This window comes from Terriglobales bacterium (assembly GCA_035561515.1).
Taxonomy (GTDB): domain Bacteria; phylum Acidobacteriota; class Terriglobia; order Terriglobales; family Acidobacteriaceae; genus DATMXP01.
The window spans coordinates 20,145-35,931 of sequence record DATMXP010000047.1 but is presented as its reverse complement, the minus strand read 5'-3'; the positions used below and the strand labels follow the sequence as shown (position 1 = coordinate 35,931).

Genomic DNA, 15,787 nt, shown 5'->3' with positions numbered 1-15,787 from the left:
GTTACATCCGATCACCGCTACGTTATTTGGAGTTCTGAGAAGACTTGCGCTACGGAATTCCATACGCGACCAACAAAAAAGCCCGCTTCTTACGCGGGCTGAAACTACGTTGCAGTGAGATGAGAACTTACGCCAGCACTGGTGCTTCAACCTTCAGTGCGGCTTCCGCGGTAAACGACTTCGCCAGTGCATGGACTACTGCCGCGATTCGTACCGCTGCCACGATCTTTTCTTCTTCCAAACCTTTGTCGCGAACGACCTTCTCGTGCGAGTCCACGCAAGCGCCGCAGCCGTTGATCGCCGATACCGCCAGGCACCACAACTCGAAGTCCACATGCTCCACGCCATGCTGCCGGATGAAGTTCATCCGCAGGCGAGCCGGAATCGTCCGATACTTCTCGTTCGACGTCAGGTGCAGGAAGCGGTAGTAGATGTTGTTCATCCCCATCAGGGTCGCTGCGCCCTTCGCGGCATCCAAGGCCTGCGCTGACATCTTCTGCGAGGCCTCTTCCACGATCGTTCGCAGCAACTCCGCATTGCCCGACGCATACGCGCTCGCCACGGCGGTACCCCACGCCTGCTGCGGCGTCAGTTCCTGCTGCTGTCCAACCACGGTCGAAAAGTTCAACTTCAAATCTTTCCCGTACGCGGGAACCGTATCCAACAAAGCTTCCAGATTCATTTCCGTCCTCTCAACTTTCCGGGTGAGTTGATTCGCTCAACCCACCCGGACCCAACTAACCACTTCTCTTAGACGTGGATCGTTTCCTCGCCCTTCTGCCAGTTGCAGGGGCAGAGTTCATCCGTCTGGAGCGCATCCAGCACACGCAGGACTTCCTGCGGGTTGCGGCCTACGCTCAGGTCAGTGACATACACGAACCGGATCACATTCTCCGGATCCACCACGAACGTCGCGCGCTGCGCCACGCCGGCCTTCTCGTCGATGATGCCAAGCTGTCCCGTCAGTTCACGCTTAATGTCCGCCAGCATGGGGAAAGGCAGGTCCTTCAAATCCGGATGGTTGTTCCGCCATGCGTGATGCACGAACTCGCTGTCCGTCGATCCGCCCAGAATCTGGCAATCGCGATCCTGGAATTCCTTGTTCGCCTTGCCGAAGCCCGCGATTTCCGTCGGACACACAAACGTAAAGTCCTTCGGCCAGAAGAAATACAGCTTCCACTTGCCCTTATAGTCTTCGCCGGTGATCGTCTTAAACGCCTTGTTGAGGTCCTTTTCCGCGCTCACGGTTGCTGTCACGGAAAAATCAGGAAACTTCTCGCCTACACCTAACATGCTTTTTCTCCTCTGAATTTGTTAATGAAGTTTTGCTGTGAAACGAAACTGGTTTGGATCTGCGGCTTACTCCCCGATCCCTGCTTTCGCGCATTTCCCGCATAGCCCCTGGATCTCCACGGCGACCCGCTCCACCTTGAAACCCTTGGGCAGCTTACCCATCACCTTCACCGGTCCGACCGACTCCGGCTCCACATCCATCACCGTTTTGCAGCGTATGCAGATCAGGTGATGATGTGGCTCCGTTCCCATATCCACGCGCAACGTCCCGTGATGCGGACTCAGTTCGCGCAAGATCCCGTGCTCCACAAACGTGTGCAGGGTCTTGTAAACCGTCGCGTGGGAAATGGAAGGAATCGCCTTCTTGACTTCGTCGTAAACCTCTTCCGGACTCGGATGATGCATTTCGGCCAGCGTGTTAAAGATGACCTGGCGCTGGTGCGTCAGTGCCAACCCGCTCTCTTTGCACAGCTTCCGGAAGTCTGGTTTTTGTTCCATATTGGGAATTGTTATCAAACGATAACTCTTATCAAAGTCTTAGATGTGCCCAGTTCCCCCCGGATTCACAATTCTCAAAAAACTTCTGCCACAGACACTCCCGTCCTCCTTATGAAATACTGCGCCCAACTATGAGCGCCCCTGCGTCTGCCACTGCCGCCGCCCACGAACCCCGGTCATACCGCTTCCTCATCGAAATCCTCTTGTTTTTCAGCTACTTCGTGTTCGGGCTCTCCTGGATCGGCTACTCGCCCTTCCTTAAGGACATCCAGGCTCAGTTCGCCCTCGACTACGCCAAGACCGGACTCGTCATCTCCTCCGTCTCGTTCGCAAAAATCTTCCTCCCCTTCGTTGCCGGAATCATGGCCGTCCGCCTCGGAGTCGCTCGCTCCCTCCTGATCGGCAATCTCTGCATCTGCGCCAGCCTCTTTACGCCCTTCGCCGGAAACTTCACCGAGTTCGTCGCCAGCCGTATCGTCTTCGGAATCGGCGGAGCGATCGTCGTCACCCTGCTCGGACCCGCCGTCCTCCAGTGGTTCCCGCGTAGCGAACTCGCCATCGTCAACGGATTCAACTACGTCGCCGTCAACTCCGGCATCACCCTGTCCCTCTTCATCACCATCCCGCTGGCCTCGTCCTACGGACGCAATCACGTGCTCACCGCATACGCCGTCATCAGTGCTGCCATCTTTGTCGCCTGGCTCCTCTTCGGACGGGACCGCTACCCCGCCCCCAAAACCAAGGTCAGCGCCACCGCCGGATATCTCGAGATCATCAAGATGAAGGAAGCCTGGTGGCTCACGCTCGCCGCCGCCGGACCACTCTGCGTCTACCTCGTCTTCAACACCTGGCTCCCCACCTTCTATAAGGAGTCGCTCGGACTCGCCCCCACCCGCGCCGCGCAACTCACCGGACTCGCCAACATGGTCGGCATCCCCTCCGCCATCATCGGAGGCCTGCTCGCTCAGGCCACCGGACGCCGCAAGCCCTTCATTCTCGCCGCCGGCCTCCTCACCGGATGCGCCGCTTTCGGACTCTTCCTCACCAGCAACGTCGCCATCCTCTCCATCAGCGCCGTTATCTTCGGCATCGGACTCTTCCTCTGGGTTGCGCCACTCACCACGCTCGCCATGGAAATCCCCGACATCACCCCGCAGAAACTCGCCGTCCTCAACGGCGTCTTCTTCAGCGTCGGATACCTTTTGGCATTCTTCGCCCCACTCATCGCCGGAGCACTCCGCGACGCCACCGGTAGCTTCATCCCCGGCTTCGTCGCGTTCTCGCTGTTCTCGTTCTCACTGCTCTTCGGCGGAATGATGCTCAAGGAACACAAAAAGGCCTAAAAGATGACCACCAAACCCTAACGTTAGTTCCGATTTGGGACTCTATAACGCCTGCGGTATGACACGTTGGTTATCCGAAGCCCTGTCGTTTCCCAAGATGGAACTCGATTACGGTCTTGCGTTAGAGACCTTTCCCTAACAACCGATGCAGTTATTCGTCCCATGTGAGCCGTGTTTCCATACGCGTTTCCATAGCGACGCGCGGGCACCTACAAGAACTGGAACCCGTTTTGGGAATACCGCCGTTGTTCTAACCATAAGTGCTTTCGAATCAGCATTGAAGCTGAGTCCATGTTTGGTTAGGTGTTTGCAGTCACTTTGAGTGACACTTCTCTTTACAGTGTTCATTCAATAACGCCGTCGGCGTAGCACGCTCTGCAATTCAGGCCGGCGACAGCTTCAAGAAGTCTTGAAGTCCGCCAGGTCCAGAGATACGGATGGCAGTAAGAATCTCTGGGGCGTCCCTGAACCTCGCGAACAGACAAATACAACTGTCTTCGCAATTCGTTGCGAAGGCGAACGTCAATGGCGAATGGAAGGCGGCCATCGGCGGCCGGTCGCTCACGCGAGTGTGGTCAGGTGCCTGTGCAGACGCTTCCATCGCCCCTAAACGCGAAAGGGGGTTCCGTGAACGCATTCCAAAAATACTCAGCAGCTACTACTGCTCTCGTCTTACTTTGCTTTTGCGCGGTTCTGTTCTCCGCACCGGCAGTGGCACAGGAAAGATTCGGCAACATCACCGGAACGGTTATGGACGCATCCGGAGCAGTCTTGCCCGATGCCACGATCGTAATCACCAGCATGGATACGAACCGCTCCTTGACATTGAAGTCGCGTGGAGACGGAACATTCACGCAGACTGATGTCGAACCTGGGCGTTACAGAGTCCGGGTAGAGAAAAAAGGCTTCGTCACAGTCGAAATGCCAGACATCGTGGTGCTGGTAGGCAAGACCGCCAACATCAAGGCTGACATGAAGGTGGGCAGCGAAGGAGAGACGGTTGAAGTCTCCGGCGCGGCGCCACTCATTGACACGGCCAGCACGATGATCGCGCACAACGTCACCGCGGAAGAGCTCGCGAGCCTGCCTAAAGGTCGCGATTTTACCGGCGTTGCCGTGTTCTCTCCCTCGGTCAATACGGGCCAGATTGAAGGTGGATTCCAGATTAACGGCGCCAGCGGTGCGGAAAACTCCTATTACATCGATGGAGTTGCCACCAACAGCATGATTGACGGTTCGGCGCGTCAGAGTGCAACGTTCGACTACATCCAGGAAGTCCAGGTAAAGACCACCGGACTCGATGCAGAATACGGCGGCGCCCTGGGTGGCGTAGTCAGCGCGATTACCAAGTCGGGAGGCAACAGCTTCCATGGTGACCTGCACTACTACTATTTCGGCAACAAACTGAACGCTGGTCCGGTCGAGCGCATGCAGATCGAACCAAACAACCGAGACACCTTCAAATATATCCAGGACGCCAAGGACAAGAACGACAACTACGAGTTCGGTGGATCTCTCGGCGGACCAATTATTCAGAATCGGCTGTTCTTTTATACGGCTGCATCACCGCGTTGGCAGCAGCGTAGCCGCAACGCTGAGTTCATCGATGGCACCGGCACAATGAAGGCGAGCGCGAACCAGATCAATTGGTTCAGCAAGCTTTCGTTCGAGCCCACGAGCCGTTTGCGCATGAACTTCACGTGGCTCTACACGCCTACTCATTCCACCGGCACAATCAGCGGCTACAACGATTACAAGGCGAATGCCCGTACAAGTAGCCTTGAAGACATGAGGACGAATAGCTTCCTTGGCTATTCTCAGCCAGAGCAGAGCTACACCGGACAGGTGGACTACACTGCCACGAATAGCACCATTCTGAGCGTGAAGGGTGGCCGTTATTACCTCAACTACAAAGACACGGGCGTTATTCCGCAGGGCGAATTCTGGTATAACACTTCGCCGACCGGAGTGACGGATGCTACCTCGGGCGGCGCGGGAGTACCTCAAAGCCTATGGCTGGCCAGCAATTACACCAGTCCGGCTGGCGGTCAGGTGGTGCATGACCTTACTACCCGTACTTACATCCAGGCCGACCTGACGCAGATGGTTCGTTTTGCCGGACAGCATAACTTTAAGTTCGGCATCGGTACCGCGAAGAACGTCAATAACGTAAATAACTCTAACTATGGGCCGAATGGACGCGTGGTTCTTTACTGGAACAGCATGCAGGATGGCGTCTATACCGACAACATCTGCGCTATTTGCGGCGTCGATTACACGGGCAAGTATGGCTATTACGCCGTGCACGACGGTGCGACGCGCGGTTCTGCCGGTTCCAACATCACCAACGTCTACGTGCAGGATTCGTGGAAGCTGCTCAACCGCTTGACCCTGAACGTGGGTGTACGTTTCGAAAAGGAAATCATTCCTTCGTTCCGGCCTGACATCAAGAAATACGCACTCGAGTTCGGCTGGGGCGACAAGATCGCACCTCGCATCGGCGGCAGCTTTGATTTGTTCGGCAACGGCAAAGTCAAGTTGTCGGCGGGCTGGGGCCGGTTCTACGACTGGACCAAGTACGACCTGGCGCGCGGTACCTTCGGCGGCGATTTGTGGCACGTGTTCTATCGCACCCTGGGCACCGAAGTTGAAACCGACGGCGTGCTCGATCCCGCGAAGGTTTGGGCTCTCAACCTCAACAATATGCCGGGACAGAACCTGTGGCCCGGTACCTTCCGTGATCGTCGCGTGCCCGGATTCGACCGAATCGATCCCGCCACGAAGCCGATGAGTTCAGACACGGTTCACACCGGCATCGAGTGGCAACTGAAAGAGAGCATGGTTTTCACCGGCCGTTATGTCCGCAACAAGCTGAACCGCACCATTGAGGACATGGGCCAGATCGAAAACGGCGACGAAGTGTACAACTACGGCAACCCTGGAGAAGGCCGCAACAACGTGGCTCTGTCCGGCGGTTTGGCTTGCCCGATTGAAATCGACGGCAACTGCTTCGTTACCATGCCGAAGGCAGTCCGCACTTACGACGCGATGGAACTGTCGTTGGCGCGACGCTTCGGTGCAGGCATGCTCTTCAACGTCAGCTACGTGTACAGCCGTCTCTACGGAAACTACTCCGGACTGCAGAGCACGGACGAAATTCGTCCTGCGACTCTGGGCTACGCGTTCGGCGGAAACCAGGCCTTCTTCTCCCAGATCTTCCGTTCCGGTGGCAACGCCAACCGTTACTTCGATCTGGATGAGGCTCTGTTCGACGCGCACGGAAACGACGGCCTGTACGGTCGCCTGCCAACGGATCGCCCGCACGTTCTGAAGTTCTACGGTTCCAAGACATTCAAGTTTGGGACCGAGGTCGGCGGGTTCTTCCGCGCTACCAGTGGCACACCGATGACGACGCAGGTGAACACCATGAACGGCATTCCGATGTACGTGGAAGGCCGTGGCGACATGGGCCGCACGCCTGTCTTCACGCAGACCGACCTGATGGTTGCTCATACCTTCAAGGTTGGCGAGAAGAAATCGTTGCGGTTCGAAATGAACATGATCAACCTCTTCAACCAGAAGACGAATGTCTACACCATGGACCGTTACAACCAGGAAGAACTGGTGGATTCAGTTGGCTTGGATCTTCGCCATGTGGATCTCACCAAGGGCTTCGATTGGAAGGGAATGGTGTCGGAAGCCGGCGGACTTGATCCGCGCTATGGTCAGCCGTCAACCTTCAATCCTGGTTTCCAGGGTCGTTTCCTGGTGAAGTTCACATTCTAAGGGTGTAACCCCCATAGTGAGGCGTGCGGGGCAGCCAAACCGCTCCGCATACCAAACTCGCGCTCAGCTACCTTTTACAAAAGGTGCAAAAGCGCAAAGAGGATGGGCTTAATGCTCATCCTCTCTTTTTTGTTTTCTCAGTTCGAACGATGACGATAATGGTGCGTGAGGCCGAATGGCCCGCGTTTCGTGTTCACCTACCCACAGACGCGGGGTGCGTTTCCATTTACAACGCCCGTTGGGGATGAGGATGAATTTAGCGCGCACCACGATTCCAGCCCGCGTGGCGGACGTCATTCATTAGCCCTGGGTGGAGTGCGCGCTGGTGCCCCAGATCTGCCGGCAGTTGGCAGATCTGGGATTCCACAGTTGAAGTGGGAACAGGTATCAGTCAATTCAGGCATAAATCGTACGATACAAATGGTCGGAGCCGCTGATGTGCCGCTTATTTCCTAGGTGTCTCCCGGACACGATTACTTCTGTCAGCCATGTGCACCACTTCGCAATCGTGAATACCCAAATCCAATGACTCCCATTCCCAGGAAAATGCCTAGCCAGTCGTATTGCCGATAAAACCCGCGTGTAATGCTCGCGATCCCGATAACAAGGAACACAGCGAACACGATCCAGTTGCGAGCGCTACGGCGCTCGGCAAGCTGCTCGGTACGGTTTAGTTGTTCAGCCACTTACGATCTCCAATAAGCAGGAACGTGACCTGCTGCGGTCCAACTTTTCCTGAAATGGTACCTTCCCCGGCGTGAGAAGCCAATGTTACCCCCATTAGCCTGGTGCCCCGCATCTGCCTGCAGTTGGCAGATGTGGGATTCCACCGACGTTCACGCTAGCAAGAGTCTTCGAGTGTTGACTCCTCCTTGCCGCATCACTGTTTCGGGAAATCGGGCCGGTCGAGATCGAATCGGAATGGACAGCACGCGAGCGTGAGAGCAAAATCACTGCCAGTAGGGTACTAATATGTCTCTGTCCCATCGATTAACCCATGTGAGACGCAGGGATCACGACCAAACCCTCCGGGAGCGGAGTGCAGTGGACTCCCACCTTAACGTCCCCAAAACACCGGGACGTGAAGTTGGGGCACGGAAACTCCGTGTGATGGATGGGCCACCAGCCGTAGCGGACGTCATTCATTAGCCCCGGGTGGAGTGCGCGCTCTCTGCGCACGAAACCCGGGGTTGGCATGGTAGTAACCTCTCAGAGGCGGTACGCAGCACCGCAATCCCGCGCGCCCGGTCAAAGCGTGCCAGGCTTTCACCTCCACCGGCACGTTTCCCAAACTGTGGGAGATCAACGGCATTAGAATCGGGACGCCACGCGGATAAGTAACGCAACCGGCCTACGAGGGAGTAGCCAGTTTCGACTAAAAGACAAAGTAAACTCTGCCTATCGAAGATACTGAGAAGCCCCGCCAGCCTTGGTGGCTAGCGCGTTCCGACTCTTTAAGTAAATCGAGGAAGTCTCGATCCAAAGCGTCAGTAACATCCGCCTCAGTGTTTTCGACAGAAAACAATTCGTGGAAACAGTGGTCGTCTTCAGTAGGATGCTCGTGGTATGGGAATAGCTCCTTTAGTCGAATCTGATCGGCTACAAATAGCTCATCCATGAGAAATAGCGCTCGCAACGCAGCGTGCGCTCTGTCAGGCGACATGGCGGACCTGTTTCCAAAAATGACTTCGGCCCAGTACTTATAGTTGCCAGCGTCCCGGTAAAGGTAAGTTAATTTCAAGTTCATGGAGATCAACTCTTAGGGCTGGAAGACATGCCTGTTGTGGTACTCCAAGAAGCTCGGGTCAGGCAAGAACCGTTCAGGTAAGGAAATTTCCCGACCTTCATACTTGAAAAATAGATCTTCCGCGGTACATGTTCTAGGTAATGCCGGAGAGACTTTAACCCTATAGTCAGTCGTTATCGTGAGAAGTCCGCGGTCGAACGCTTTGTCATGTAGCACATTGAGGCAGAGGCCATTTTTTGGATTTGTTCTATTCGCGGCATCGTCGCGCCACGGAACAATATGACTCGCATTTAGCAAACTGGAAACGTCCAAACCGGAAATGCAGCAACGACATCGGTAAGCAGCAAGTACGGCTGACCGGAAAAAAGATTGGTTTACACGTGCAAGAACAGTTGTCGGACGCGATATGCCTTCTGGAAAATCCTCAAAGATATAGTTGCTAGCTAAAGAAGGTGAGAGTCTACTCAGAAGTTCTTCGCTCTCGAAGGCCAGTCTGTCCCAATCATTACTGAATTCTTGCCAGATGATCGCTTCAAGCTTCGCCCCATGGCTTGCTCCCGAAACATTCCGACGCTTCAAGGACGGATCCAATCTCGCAAAGTTCGCTAACTTCCACGAAACTGCCGAAGGTGAGCGTCCTAGTGCTCGAGCAAGTTCAATAATGTGCGGGTTACGAATGTGAATTCGACCGAACGGCGTTTTGCAGTAAAGGTTGAACGCAATGATCAGTTCCTCTCTGCTCCAATTCGATCTTGGCATGTTGTGTTGAGCCGGTAAATTATCGAACCTGATTGCTGAAATTTAATCCTCGGCAGCAATCCCGCGATTGTCAATCTGAACTTTTTGGCTCTGCCAACAAATGCAGGAGTTCAGGATACTTGCATCGGTCTTCATCGTAGCTATCACAACGCGCAGGAAAAACCGGGTTGGTGGCACACCTAACGCACTAGCTATACGGCTTCCGTGCCCCACCTTCACGTCTCGTATTGGGGGACGTTAAGAGCCTGCCCTGAGCGAAGCCGAAGGGTGGGAGACCACCGCACTCCGATCCCGGAGGGTTCTTGTCCCCGGAACTACCGCCGGCGTTCACACCGAACTCTTTCCCATTCAACTCTCTGTGTCTCTGCGTCTCTGTGGTTATCTTTTTTGTTCTGTTCGGCACTGCCTGCTCGGAGCGTGTCAAGGGGGTCACGACGCCCTTTTCCCCGCAAACTCCTGAAAACACTCGCAAAATAAATTTCAAAACCTTGTTGCCCCCGCCCAAATTGCTATCCTGAAAATGTTGGTAATGAATTTGCCGACTAAGAGCCAATAGCTGACAGCTAAAAGCAGTGAGCAGAACACAACATCTTGTACCCACAGCTAAGTTCTTTGTTATCAAATTGATAATGTAACTAGCTGCAAAATCAGCGACTTATAAGTGCTTTGTTTTCATAGTCCGTCGTACAAGTGCTTTGTTTTGTAACTTGGGAGGGGGTGGGGGGTACCCTCAAGCGAAATCCCGGCAAATACAACATATGGTGGTCAGGGTCTGCTAGCTGTTTCCCGTTAACGCCGACGCGTCGAGAGTCACGCTCGCCGAAGTCTGCACCGTCTTGCGCCGGTCGTTCATCCCCACCCATTTACGGTGTCGGTAAAACGCCAGGAACACCACGAATCCCAGCAGGTCGAAGAACAAGTTGATAATGCTGCCCTCCGGCCCCGCGCTCCCGCCCGAGAGCCACTTTGGTCCCTGCACCTGCACGTTGAACAGGTGTCCTGTCGCGGTCGCGCCGCTGTTCGGCACCGAGTAAAAATAGGTCAGCCCCCAGTCCCACGACGCGTGGAACATCACCGCAAACCACAGGTCCCCCGTCCGCCACAGCGTCAAACACAAAAACACGCCGATCAGGAAAACATCCGTCAGCCCCATCCAGGTCTCGCCCGGATTCCCCAGGTGCGCCGCCACGAACAACCCCGAAGTCAAAATCGCCGCCGGCCAGAACCCCATGCCCGACGCCAGCGTGTACAACGGATACCCGCGCAGCGTGAACTCCTCCAGCAGTCCCACGATCAGGAACATCACCCCCCACAACGCCGCAAATTTCCAGATCGCTCCGCCCGAGAGCGCCAGCCCCTCAATCCGGTACGCGCCCGCCAGCCACAACCCGCCCATCACGAACGTCAATGCCACGAAACCCCATACCAGGCCGACAAAAGAGTCCAGGCTGAACACGCGCCGCACCGGTAGCCCGTAATGCTCCCACTTCTCCCGCTCGATCCGCGCCATGATCCACGCTGCCACGGCCGCCACCAGGAATCCGCTGCCGCGCACGATGATCTCTCGCACCGGTTCGAGCCCCTCCCCCGGCACCCGCTTCGGCAACGGATACACCGCCTGCCGCAAATATCGAAAAACGTACCCCAGCACGAAACTCAGCGCCACGTAGATCGCAAATCGCCACCCGGCCCGCAGTCCATTCGGTCCGAAAAAAATCTTCCTGATCACTGACTGTTGGGTCGCAGCCGGCTGCGCATCGTTCGGCGTCGAAAACTCCGGGTTGAGATTGCCGTTGTTGCTCATAGCTGTGGAAGTATACGTCGTGACCGATTCTTCGTGCGTCGCCTCCTGACGTGATACAACTTCTAGTTCCCAATGACACGCTTCTTTACGCACGAGCGCTTTGGATCGCCGCAGTTCGTCGCCGGATTCCTGTTGCTCCTCTTTCTCGCCCAATGTGTCTGGTTCTGCGCCAAAGCGCCGCTTACCGAGCGTGAAGTTACTTACGTCCTGCAAGGCCAGCGTCAATGGCGCGGCGCGGAGATCACTTCCAACGACCAGCCTTCGCCCGCAACCGCACTCGCCGCATCGTTCCCGTTGCTCTGGGCAAAAGCCACGCACGAATCGTTCCCGACCACTTGGAAATGGTTCGCGCGAATGCCATTCATGTTCATGGGCGCGCTGTTCGGAGCTTCGCTCTGGTACGTCGCGCGACGTCTTTATGGCAACGTCGCCGGTTACATCGCGCTCGTGCTCTACGCGTTCTCGCCGCTCGCGGTGGTTCGCGCCTCCACGGTTCAGTCCAGCGTGATCGCCGATTGGGGCGCGTTTGGGCTCGTCTTCACCGCCATCGGCCTCGCACACACTCTTTACGCTCCGCGGGAAGTCGTGCTCTGGAACTGGAAGCGGATCCTGTTGCTCGGAACTGCAATCGGACTTGGCAGCGCTGCGCAATTCGCCATCGTCATCCTGGTTCCGGTGACGCTGTTGTTCATGTGGTATCTGGTTCCGGAACGTCGCGGAGCCGCGACCGTAATCATGGCTGCCGGATGTGCGATCGGCTTTGCGGTTCTGTTCGCCGCTTATGGCTTCCACGCGCAGGCACTCGTAAACGGGATCCGGACCTCAAGCCTCTTCGGCTTCATGCCTGAGGCTTATGTGAATCCGTTCGTCTATTCGCGGGTGATGCTCAACTTCTTGCGCCAGCCGACGTCGTTGCTGCTGTTCCTGGTCGCACTGGCAACCTACGCTGTCTGGAAGCGCGCGCGCTTCTTCGGCACGACATCGCCGCTGTTAGTGTTTGCGTTCGTATTGTTGCTCGGAATGGCCCTGCCGCATCAGGGCGGACTCGGCTTCTACGTCCTCGCGCTGCCATTCGGATATGTGTTCACCGCAGGTGTCATCACTGACCTGCTGGAGTCGAAGCACGCAGCCATCACGCTCGGGCTCGTGATCGGCATTCTGCTCGGACACCTCGTCCTGAGTTTCGGCGGACTGATTCGTATGTGATCTACTGCAACACCGGTTCGGGAACGCGAAGTAGCTCGTCCAGCCGCGACGAATACACGCGGTAGATCACGAAGGAGCTTCCACGGTCTGAGATCCGGCGGAACAGCAGTTCGCCTGCGCCGTTGCCTTCGATGTCCACTGCGTCTATCAAGTGCATCCGCGGAAATACGTCCAAGTGGCGGCTGTCGGTGACCATCGAGAAGCTCTTAACCAGTTGCCCGTAGATGTCTTCCCGCGCGACGACCGTTACGTAGTACTCGAGGTTGGCAGGAGCGTTTGCCGTCTGGTTCCCGGACTTAGCTCCCTTCTTTGCTGGCTCTGCCGCGGGACGCGCCTTGGCCGACAAGATCACATCGGGCGAGTTGTTGTACTCCAGATCGAAGGCAGCGATCTCCACGTCTTCCAGCCTGCCTGGTTTTTGCCGGTTGCCTTGTGCCGTGTACCCCTGGAGTTCCGACAACGCCAGCCTCTCGATGGCAGCGCGCATCTTCTCCTCCTCATTCTGGTCGGCCCATCTCCACGCGTACGGACGCGACTCGGTATTCACCGGATCGGAAACAGCGACCTGAACCTTGGCCAGACCTGCGGGAGGCTTTTCCGGCACCTTCATCGGAACCGGCTCGTTGCCCAACTTCTCGGCCTGTTCGGTGCCAGGCTTTCCACGACGAAGTACCGGACGATCCGGGTCGTTCGTGGTCTCGGTCAACTCGGGGGTCTTGGCTGGAGCGGCAGGCTCTTCGGTTTTCGGGGTAGGCTTCTCCTCCGGTTTTGGCTCCGGAGATTTGTTCCCGCCACGGCGAAGGGTTGGAGGTCCTTCATCTTCGTCCTGCAATGGTTTGCTGGGCTGGGAACTCACTTTGGCGCGGCGTTCCGCCTCTTTCTGACGGTCCGCTTCGCTCACGTACTTCCCGTTGCCCGCCCACGCACCGTTGGCCCACTGTTCCGCGGTAGAAACCGTGAAGTCGCCGATTGGCTCTCCGGAACGTTGTACCTCGTACACATTGCCGGAATCGAGCGCGAATGGAACGGGGTTGGCACGGTAGAGACTGGCGTCGTAAAGCTTGCCGTCGATAAGCAGGCTGATTGGAACCAGGCGCAGTCCGCGACCGGTCCATTCAAGGGCCGCAACGGCTCTCGGTCCCATCGGCGATTTCTTACTCCGCTGTGCGAATTGAAAGTCGCTGGCTGCGAGCACCAGCAGGAGAACGAGCGAGATCTTACCCAGACGGTTTATCATCTTCTTCCCAAGAGGAAGGATTCTATGGACATTAATGATAAAGCTCCTGACTTCTCTTTGCTTGACCAGGAGAACCGGAAGGTTTCGCTGAAGGACTTCAAGGGCAAAACCGTTGTCCTTTACTTCTACCCGAAGGCGAACACGCCGGGTTGAACGGTCGAAACGTCCGAGTTTCGTGACGAATACAAGAAGTTCCAGAAGGCCAACACGGTTGTGCTTGGCATTTCTCCTGATTCTCCCGCGGCCCAAAAGAAGTTCGCAGACAAATACGACATTCCATTTCCGCTTCTGGCAGACACGGAAAAAGAAGTCGCACAGGCGTTCGACGTGTGGAAGGAAAAGAACATGTACGGCAAGAAGGTGATGGGCATCGAGCGCAGCACGTTCATCATCGGCCCCGACGGGAAGATCAAGAAGGCGTTCCGTAAGGTGAAAGCGGAAGGCCACGCGGCCGAAGTATTGGCTGCGCTGAAGGAATAGTCACAGGTTGAAGCGAGCAGCACTGCTCTACAATCCGCGGTCCGGACAGAATCAGGCACGGCGGCAAGCTGACGTCGAGCGGGCCGCCTCAGTGCTTCGGTCCACTGGCATTGAGGTCTTTACGGAAGCCACGACCGGACCGCGTTCCGCCGAACAACAAACACGCCGCCTGATCTCAGAAGGTTTTGACACCATTGTTGCCTGCGGAGGCGATGGGACAGTTCACGACGTACTCCAGGGGCTGGTGGGATCCCCAGCAGCGCTGGGCGTCATCCCTCTCGGAACCGCAAACTCGCTCGCGTGTGATTTGGGCCTTTCGCGCGATCCCGCGAAAGTGGCCACTCAACTGGCGAGTGCGGCTGTGCGAAGCATAGCCGTCGGCCAGATCGAATTTGAGAACAAAGCGCGGGAGCGTGAGTCGCGTTACTTCACGGTGGCGGCTGGGATCGGCCTCGATGCCTTCTTGTTTTACCGGCTGAACGCTGCGTTCAAGAAGCGATGGGGTATGGCAGCGTATTGCGGGGAGTCGCTTCGGGTGTGGGCGAGAGGAGGGTACCAGCCATTTGTGGTGGACTGGTTCGACACTGACCGAAACAAGAATCGCTCAGAAGAGGTCACGCAATTGCTTGCCGTGCGTATCCTCGACTTCGGTGGAGTTTTACGGCACCTGGCGCCGGGTGCTGACCTGCTTCGCGACGACATCCGGTTGGTATTGTTCAAGACGTCGAGCCGCGCTCGTTATCTGAGATTCGTGACAGGGCGAATGGTGGGACGAGACTGGCAGGACCGTTACATCGAGATGGTCCATGCTTCCCAGGTAAGCTGCCGGCCGAAGGACGCCGGGCTAGGGCAGCGACGACAGACAGTGTATGCCGAAGCCGACGGCGAGTGGGTTGGCCGGTTACCGGTTACGATTCGCATGCTTCCGAATGCATTGAATCTTCTTGTGCCGGAAACGGCGAGCTGTCTTTTGCGGCGCCGCGATTAATTTCGGAACTTTCTGAACGTCTTCCTCGTAATCAAGTCTAAGCCGTCGTACGCTCGGAGGTCCGATGCGAGCTCGCAGGACAGCACTCATATTGTTTGGAATTATTTGCTTCGGCGCGGTGCTCTACCTCGGTTGGCAGAGGAACGGGCCCAATACTTTTGAGGCTGCCTTTCAGCCTGGCGGAGAAGTAGTTCTGGATCTTTCTGTTGGTAGCTTCACAATTCGCGGAGCGGCGGAGAACAAGATCTGGGTGGAACTGGAGCCGAATACGTCAGGCGCGCACTCCGAGATCTCAGTAAAGGGAACGCAGGCCAAGGTCAAGATCGAAGGCCCTTCACACGATTTCAAGGCCGTTATCTATGTCCCTAAGCAGAGTAACCTCGTTGCCAATCAGACCATGGGAGAGCTGCGTGTTGAAGATGTGGAAGGGAACAAGAGTCTTGGCTTGAATATCGGGCAGATCAAGGTGGTCGCCGATCCGAAGCAGATCAAGACGCTGGACGCGTCAGCCAAGATTGGAGAAGTAAATGCTGGCGCCTGGCGTCGCAGTCATGGAGGATTTTTCCCGAGCTTCCGTATGAACGGACAGGGTGCATATTCGCTGCGCGCAATTGTCGACATCGGCCAGGTCGACCTGCGGGACTAA

General features: G+C 56.4%; 12 protein-coding genes. 6 read left to right on the top strand and 6 right to left on the bottom strand.

The window, feature by feature from the left end; all coding sequences use genetic code 11:
* Window positions 1-127 precede the first annotated feature (127 nt).
* From VN577_21300 to VN577_21290, 3 genes are all read right to left on the bottom strand, one after another.
* Window positions 128-682: a carboxymuconolactone decarboxylase family protein gene (locus tag VN577_21300; protein ID HWR17381.1), complete on the bottom strand. Its 555-nt coding sequence runs from the start codon at window positions 680-682 to the stop codon at window positions 128-130.
* Between the two features lie 68 nt (window positions 683-750).
* The gene (locus VN577_21295) at window positions 751-1,293 is read right to left on the bottom strand and encodes a peroxiredoxin (protein HWR17380.1); all 543 of its coding nucleotides are present in this window, start codon (window positions 1,291-1,293) and stop codon (window positions 751-753) included.
* A 66-nt stretch (window positions 1,294-1,359) separates the two neighbouring features.
* Window positions 1,360-1,791 carry a Fur family transcriptional regulator gene (locus VN577_21290; GenBank protein ID HWR17379.1) on the bottom strand — a complete coding sequence of 144 codons (432 nt, stop codon included), beginning with the start codon at window positions 1,789-1,791 and terminating at the stop codon, window positions 1,360-1,362.
* A gap of 131 nt (window positions 1,792-1,922) precedes the next feature.
* On the opposite strand from VN577_21290, the gene VN577_21285 reads away from it, so the two are divergent.
* Both VN577_21285 and VN577_21280 read left to right on the top strand, forming a co-directional pair.
* Window positions 1,923-3,134 (top strand): MFS transporter, encoded by a 1,212-nt coding sequence (locus VN577_21285; protein ID HWR17378.1) that lies wholly within the window; start codon window positions 1,923-1,925, stop codon window positions 3,132-3,134.
* A gap of 627 nt (window positions 3,135-3,761) precedes the next feature.
* Complete coding sequence (locus tag VN577_21280; GenBank protein HWR17377.1) at window positions 3,762-6,920, top strand: TonB-dependent receptor; 3,159 nt, start codon at window positions 3,762-3,764, stop codon at window positions 6,918-6,920.
* 482 nt (window positions 6,921-7,402) lie between these two features.
* Here the strand turns inward: VN577_21280 and VN577_21275 are convergent, their stop codons facing one another.
* Both VN577_21275 and VN577_21270 read right to left on the bottom strand, forming a co-directional pair.
* On the bottom strand, window positions 7,403-7,606 hold the full coding sequence (locus tag VN577_21275; GenBank protein HWR17376.1) for a hypothetical protein: 204 nt from the start codon (window positions 7,604-7,606) through the stop codon (window positions 7,403-7,405).
* 2,595 nt (window positions 7,607-10,201) lie between these two features.
* Window positions 10,202-11,230, bottom strand: a complete 1,029-nt coding sequence (locus VN577_21270) for a CPBP family intramembrane glutamic endopeptidase (GenBank protein ID HWR17375.1) — start codon at window positions 11,228-11,230, stop codon at window positions 10,202-10,204.
* A 72-nt stretch (window positions 11,231-11,302) separates the two neighbouring features.
* On the opposite strand from VN577_21270, the gene VN577_21265 reads away from it, so the two are divergent.
* Entirely contained in the window at window positions 11,303-12,436 is a 1,134-nt protein-coding gene (locus VN577_21265; protein ID HWR17374.1) for a hypothetical protein, read from the top strand.
* Window position 12,437: 1 nt separating this feature from the next.
* On the opposite strand, the gene VN577_21260 is transcribed toward VN577_21265, so the two are convergent.
* Entirely contained in the window at window positions 12,438-13,673 is a 1,236-nt protein-coding gene (locus VN577_21260) for a hypothetical protein (protein ID HWR17373.1), read from the bottom strand.
* A 24-nt stretch (window positions 13,674-13,697) separates the two neighbouring features.
* On the opposite strand from VN577_21260, the gene bcp reads away from it, so the two are divergent.
* From bcp to VN577_21245, 3 genes are all read left to right on the top strand, one after another.
* Complete coding sequence (bcp, locus tag VN577_21255) at window positions 13,698-14,153, top strand: thioredoxin-dependent thiol peroxidase (GenBank protein HWR17372.1); 456 nt, start codon at window positions 13,698-13,700, stop codon at window positions 14,151-14,153.
* Window positions 14,154-14,160: 7 nt separating this feature from the next.
* Entirely contained in the window at window positions 14,161-15,141 is a 981-nt protein-coding gene (locus VN577_21250) for a diacylglycerol kinase family protein (protein HWR17371.1), read from the top strand.
* Window positions 15,142-15,205: 64 nt separating this feature from the next.
* The gene (locus VN577_21245; protein ID HWR17370.1) at window positions 15,206-15,787 is read left to right on the top strand and encodes a hypothetical protein; all 582 of its coding nucleotides are present in this window, start codon (window positions 15,206-15,208) and stop codon (window positions 15,785-15,787) included.